Origin of the sequence: Pseudoduganella sp. RAF53_2, from assembly GCF_052113985.1 — a bacterium.
In the GTDB taxonomy this organism is placed as follows: Bacteria; Pseudomonadota; Gammaproteobacteria; order Burkholderiales; family Burkholderiaceae_D; genus Rugamonas.
Window position 1 is genome coordinate 1 of the sequence record NZ_JBFRDW010000402.1, and the last position, 5,531, is coordinate 5,531.

The following is a 5,531-nucleotide window of genomic DNA, read 5'->3' on the forward strand; positions in this document are numbered from 1 at the left end:
GCCAAGCGCATGCGGCGGGTCCGAATGGCTAATAATTTTGCAAGCTTGTGCTCACTCAACGGGTGTTAACCGGGCTCAGCCAGGTCGGCCTTGCGCGGCCCGGCCGGACCGCCACGTCCGCGCCGGGGCTGCCAGTATGACGCCCTATCCTGCTCGGCCAGTAACTTGTGGTGATTGTTCAGCTCATGCGGCGCAAACAGCACACTTCCCAGATCCTGCGCCAGCGGCGCTGCGACAGGCAGCGGCGTTTCCGCCAGCGCCTCCCAGGGACACAGCCCCTTCTGAAACCAGCCAAGAAAAGCCTCGTAGCTGTGGGCGAGCGAAAAGCAGTCTCCCTCCTCTTCCAGCGCGGGGAGCGGTTCGCCGCAGGCATGGCCGCCGCACTGCTGCAACTGGACGCGGTCGAAGTAGCCTTCCAGCGACATGCGCGTGTAACCGTAAGCCTCGGCCAGCGCCCGCTCGAACATCGGCTGGTAGCCAGGCACGCGGCGCTCGATATCGCCGCGCCGCCACAGTGCGCGCAAAGCCGGATCGCCGGCGTCGATGCGGGCCGGCAGCGGATAGACCAGCAAAGGGCGCTGCTCGTCTTCGTGGCTGCGGCGGTAGGTGGTGGCGCGGGCGATCAGGGCTTCCAGTCCGTCGAGCTGGGGACGGCTGGGCGTGAACACCAGCACCAGCCGCGTCGGCAGCAAGGTGGTGCAAATGCCCGCGCTGTCGGCACGCCCGCTGCGCGAATCGATCAGCACATGCGAAAAACGCGCCGCCATGCGTTCCGCCAGCGCGCGGAACAGCGAGGGACAGGCATCGAACATGGCTTGCCAGTCCAGGCGCGAGGCGCGCTCGGCGTGATGGCCATCCAGCCGCCCGGCACGCATCAAATACAGGGGATGGGCCTGGTCGACGCGGGTCACATACTGCTCCCAGCCGACGGCATCGAGCACCTTGCCGGCCAGTTCCGCATCGGGCGCTGCACCGTGGCGGCTGCGCAGCTGCTCGCGGCAGGCTTCGAACAGTTCCAGCACGCCGGGGTGCTCGCCGTCGCCGGGAAAGTAGTAATGCAGGCTGGGCGCATCCAGATCCCAATCCACCATCAGCACCGGAATCCCGCGGCGCGTCAGCAGCGCCGCCACATTGGCCAGGGCCATCGTGCGGCCGACGCCGCCTTTATAGGAATAGAAGGTGGCGACTTCTCCGGCCACGGTGGGCGCGGGATGTGGTTGGCGGACGAGTTCCATGGCTAACCTCAACGGGGGAAATGGGGAGGCGGAGCGCTGCGCCACTCCGGGGGCATGGGTGGCAGCACGAAGCGGCTGCAATCGTGGCCGGCCGGCATGCTGTAGCGCAGGTGGTGGTAGTGCATGAYGATGCGGTCCACCATCTTGCGGATATCGGGCACGAAGTCCGGGTTGGTCTTCAAATCGCCGGTGGCCAGGGTATAGCGTGAAAAGTCCACATACATGCCCGGTTCGCTGATCTGTGGCGGCAGATTGAGCGGGTGGCGGGTCATGATGACCGGGATGATCAGATGGCTGGGCAGCTCATACCACTGGCTGCGTTCGGCCTCCAGCAGCTGCATGGCTGCGAACTCGCGCCGGGTGTAGCCGTGGGCTTCGTATTTGGGCGTGTAGATCACGATCATGCACACGCTCTGACACAGGGCCAGCGCAATGCGGCGGTCCAGATCATCGCCGCCGCCGAGCTGTTCACTATCGACGAACAGCTCCTTTTCGGTGTCGAAATGCGGCTCCAGATAGCACTTCAGGGCCTCGATCAGATCGTCCTTGAACTTGCTCATATAGGCGTGCTGGCCGTGCGCGTAACTGAAGAAACAGCCGTATCGAATGGACGTGGACATGGCGTTACCTCTTCTTTCTGCCGTCCAGGCCACTGTAGCGTCCTGCCCCATTCTCTCTTTGCGCATGCGCAAACCGTTCTGGGRCATAATAGAACGATCGTTCGATGCCTGGAGTGGAGATGAAAGCGATTGTGTGCAAAGACTGGGGCCTGCCCGACACCCTGCATCTGGAGGACGTGGCCGATCCCGTTGCGACGGCCGGCCATGTCGTGCTGGACGTGAAGGCCGCCGGTGTGAACTTCCCCGATGTGCTGATCATCCAGGGCAAATATCAGTACAAGCCTTCCCTGCCCTTCACGCCTGGGAACGAGGTGGCGGGCGTGGTGCGCGCAGTGGGCGAAGGCGTGTCAAACGTAAAGCCGGGTGACCGCGTGATCGCTTTTTCCGCCCACGGCGGCTTCGCGGAACAGCTGCTGGTGCCCGCCGCCGCGCTGATGCCGATGCCGGAAGGGATGGACTTCGACACCGCCGCTTCCATCACCCTCACCTACGGCACGTCGCATCACGCGGTGGTCGACCGCGCAGCGCTGAAGCACGGCGAAACCATGCTGGTGCTGGGTGCAGCGGGAGGCGTGGGCCTGGCGGCGATCGAGATCGGCAAGGCCATGGGTGCACGCGTGATCGCGGCGGCGTCCAGCGACGGCAAGCTCGCCGTCTGCAAAGCGCACGGCGCGGATGTGCTGATCAACTACAGCAAGGAAGATTTACGCGAAGCGATCAAGAATGCCACCGGCGGCAAAGGACCGGATGTGATTTACGACCCGGTCGGCGGCGACTACTCCGATCCGGCCTTCCGCTCCATCGCCTGGCGCGGGCGCTATCTGGTCGTCGGCTTCGCCAATGGCGAGATCCCCAAGCTGCCTTTGAACCTGGCCTTGCTCAAGGGCGCGTCCATCGTGGGCGTGTTCTGGGGCGAGTTCACCAAGCGCGAACCCAAGGCCAATCTGGCCGGCATGCAGCAGCTGCTTGGCTGGCTCAGCGAAGGCAAGATCCGCCCGCACATCTCGGCGCGCTATCCGCTGGCCGAGACGGCCCACGCGCTGAACGACATGGCCGCACGCAAAGTCACCGGCAAGGTCGTCATCAAGCCCTGAGCGGCTATTCGAAACGCATGCCGGTCTTGTCGATGGCCAGCCGGTCCGGATCGCCCTTCAGCACCAGCTGCAGATTTTCCCGCGCCGCATTGCGCATATTGTCGTAGATGGCCGGCGGCTGCGGCGTTTGCTGATGGGACTTGTAGGCCAAAGCCATGAAGGCGCCCACCATGGCGCTCTGCTCGAAGACGTCGCGCAGCTTGTCGGCATCGTTATGGCTGGTGACCGACTGCAGCTTTTCCTGCGCACGCAACTGGCGGGCCACAGCGTTGAATTCCTCATCCGACACTTCGGAATTTTTCAGGACCATGTAATTCCCGACCAAGAAAGCCGCCAGCCCGCCCGCCATATCGCGCGGCGTCCACCCCATTTTCTTCTCGACCTTCAGGTAGATGTCCATGCTCTGGACGTACAGGCGCTCCATCTCGGCCCGCTTGTTGAGTGGGAAGTGCTGCGCCAGTTTGTGTGCGTTCGCTTGCACCGCAGGTTTCGCCTTGGCCAGCACTGGCGGTGCCGATTTTCTCGGCGCACCCGCCGACGGCACCGGCACGCGCAAGTCGGGCACCGGCCACACCACCACATTGTCGTAGCTCATGCCATAGCCGCAGCACTGGCTGTGCGCGACGGGTGCGGCGCCAGCCAGCAGCGCCAGCAATGCCAAACAGTGTTTCATCGACGGCCTCGTTGGGAGGTGGAAGGTCGACGAAGATTAGCGATAAAGTCTCCGCACGCCAAGCGAATCGCACTGTGTGCAAGTCACGTCATAATTATTTATCACACTAAACACTTGCGCAATAATGTTTAGCACGCTATTATTCGCACATCAACTCACTTACGAAAGGAAAAACCATGAAAGCCAAATTCTTCGCCGCTACCGCCATCGCCGCTGCTACCCTGTTCGGCGGCTCCGCTGCCCTTGCTGCGGAACGTCCAACCATCGTGCTGGTACACGGCGCGTTTGCCGACTCCTCCAGCTGGGATGGCGTGTCGCAAAAACTGATCAAGGATGGTTATAAAGTGGTCGGCGCGGCGAACCCGCTGCGCAGTGTGAAGGGCGATGGCGCTTATGTGTCCAGCATCGTGAAGGGCATCCAGGGCCCGGTCGTGCTGGTCGGCCACTCCTACGGCGGCGCGGTGATTACCGCTGCGGCCAGCGGCAACCAGAATGTGAAGGCCATGGTGTATGTGGCCGCGTTTGCGCCGGATGCCGGTGAAACCGCGCTGGAGCTGTCGGGCAAATTCCCGGGCAGTACCCTCGGCCCTACCCTGGCTGCGCCGGTGATTCTGGCCGACGGCAACAAGGACCTGTACATCCAGCAGGACAAGTTCCCGAAACAGTTCGCCGCCGACGTGCCGGCCGCGAAAGCAGCCCTGATGGCAGCGGGCCAGCGTCCGATTACTGAAGCAGCGCTGACCGAGAAGACCGAAGAGGCGACCTGGAAGACTATCCCGTCCTACTTCGTGTACGGCAAGGCCGACAAGAATATCCCGGCCGCTGCGCTGCAATTCATGGCCGACCGCGCCAGCTCGCGCAAGACGGTGGTGATCGATGGCGCATCGCACGTGGTGATGACATCTCACCCGAAGGAAGTGGCTGACCTGATCGAAAACGCAGCCAGCGCCAACTAAGCGGCTAAGCCGCGCGGCGTTCGACCAGCAGGCGCAGGGGTTCCGGCAACACCCCGCGCAGGCTGGCGCCAATGGCCGCCTCACGCCGCTGCCAGAATATCCCGGCCGCGATGACACCAATACCGATGGCAGTCAGCGCGACCGGGAACAACAGGCTGTCGCGGAAGACCGAGTACGACAGGTGCCCCAGATAGCCGGCAATCCCCAAGCCGCCAAATACGGCAAACACGCGCCGCGACAAGGCCGCGCCGATACCGATCATCAGCACATTGATCAGGCAATACACCAGCTTGCCGAATTCGCTGCCCGAGTCCATGCTGCTCAAGCCGCCCCAGAAAGCCAGCACACCCCACAGGTACAGCCAGAAGGCGTAATCCTTCGCGCTGCGCGTGCGCAGGTCGATCCACAGCGCGACCAGCGTCATCGCCAGGCCGAACACGGTCGAAATGATTTTGCCTTCGTGCGAGAAGAAGCTGTAAGTATCGCCTCCCAGCAGCATGGGCACGATGTCCATGCTCATGTACCACAGCGTAACGGCAACCGGCATCACGGTGAACGGCAGGCGATAGCGCCACAGCGCCACGGCGCCGGCGGCCAATGTGGCCAGTTCCATGAAGATCCAGCGCCAGTCGATGTACTGGTGGAAGTCACGGTACGCCGGGTGGCGCCCCTCGGCCCAGTAACCCAGCATGTGCTGCAGACCATAGACTGCCAGCGGCACCAGCACCACGGCCAGCGCCGCCAGCAAGCCTGCCGGCAGCACCAGGCGCCGCGCCAGCATCCATTCGACGCCGCCGATGGCCGCGGCCATATAGCACAGGGAAATGCAGAAAAGTCCGCTGCCGCCGAACTGCTCCCAGCCGACGTTCATGAACAGCGACATGGCGCCGATTGCAATCAGGCCACCGAGATAATAGAGAATATGCGCCGGCTTGAATGCCGGGGTGTCCTGC

6 protein-coding genes are annotated in these 5,531 nt (G+C 63.3%); 2 read left to right on the top strand and 4 right to left on the bottom strand.

Going from position 1 to position 5,531, the window contains the following annotated elements:
* Positions 1 to 65 precede the first annotated feature (65 nt).
* Together AB4Z11_RS21265 and AB4Z11_RS21270 are read right to left on the bottom strand one after the other, a co-directional pair.
* Complete coding sequence (locus tag AB4Z11_RS21265; protein WP_442027502.1) at positions 66 to 1,235, bottom strand: tyrosine-protein kinase family protein; 1,170 nt, start codon at positions 1,233 to 1,235, stop codon at positions 66 to 68.
* An 8-nt stretch (positions 1,236 to 1,243) separates the two neighbouring features.
* Complete coding sequence (locus AB4Z11_RS21270; RefSeq protein WP_442027504.1) at positions 1,244 to 1,855, bottom strand: toll/interleukin-1 receptor domain-containing protein; 612 nt, start codon at positions 1,853 to 1,855, stop codon at positions 1,244 to 1,246.
* Positions 1,856 to 1,974: 119 nt separating this feature from the next.
* Between AB4Z11_RS21270 and AB4Z11_RS21275 the strand changes: the two genes are divergently transcribed.
* Positions 1,975 to 2,949, top strand: coding sequence for an NADPH:quinone oxidoreductase family protein (locus AB4Z11_RS21275; protein ID WP_442027506.1), 975 nt, complete (start codon positions 1,975 to 1,977; stop codon positions 2,947 to 2,949).
* Between the two features lie 4 nt (positions 2,950 to 2,953).
* Here the strand turns inward: AB4Z11_RS21275 and AB4Z11_RS21280 are convergent, their stop codons facing one another.
* Positions 2,954 to 3,622: a DUF6683 family protein gene (locus AB4Z11_RS21280; RefSeq protein ID WP_442027507.1), complete on the bottom strand. Its 669-nt coding sequence runs from the start codon at positions 3,620 to 3,622 to the stop codon at positions 2,954 to 2,956.
* A 176-nt stretch (positions 3,623 to 3,798) separates the two neighbouring features.
* On the opposite strand from AB4Z11_RS21280, the gene AB4Z11_RS21285 reads away from it, so the two are divergent.
* Positions 3,799 to 4,578, top strand: a complete 780-nt coding sequence (locus AB4Z11_RS21285) for an alpha/beta fold hydrolase (RefSeq protein WP_442027508.1) — start codon at positions 3,799 to 3,801, stop codon at positions 4,576 to 4,578.
* 4 nt (positions 4,579 to 4,582) lie between these two features.
* On the opposite strand, the gene AB4Z11_RS21290 is transcribed toward AB4Z11_RS21285, so the two are convergent.
* Positions 4,583 to 5,531, bottom strand: a 949-nt coding sequence (locus AB4Z11_RS21290) for a DUF2157 domain-containing protein (RefSeq protein ID WP_442027509.1), incomplete at its 5' end; no start/stop codon positions are given.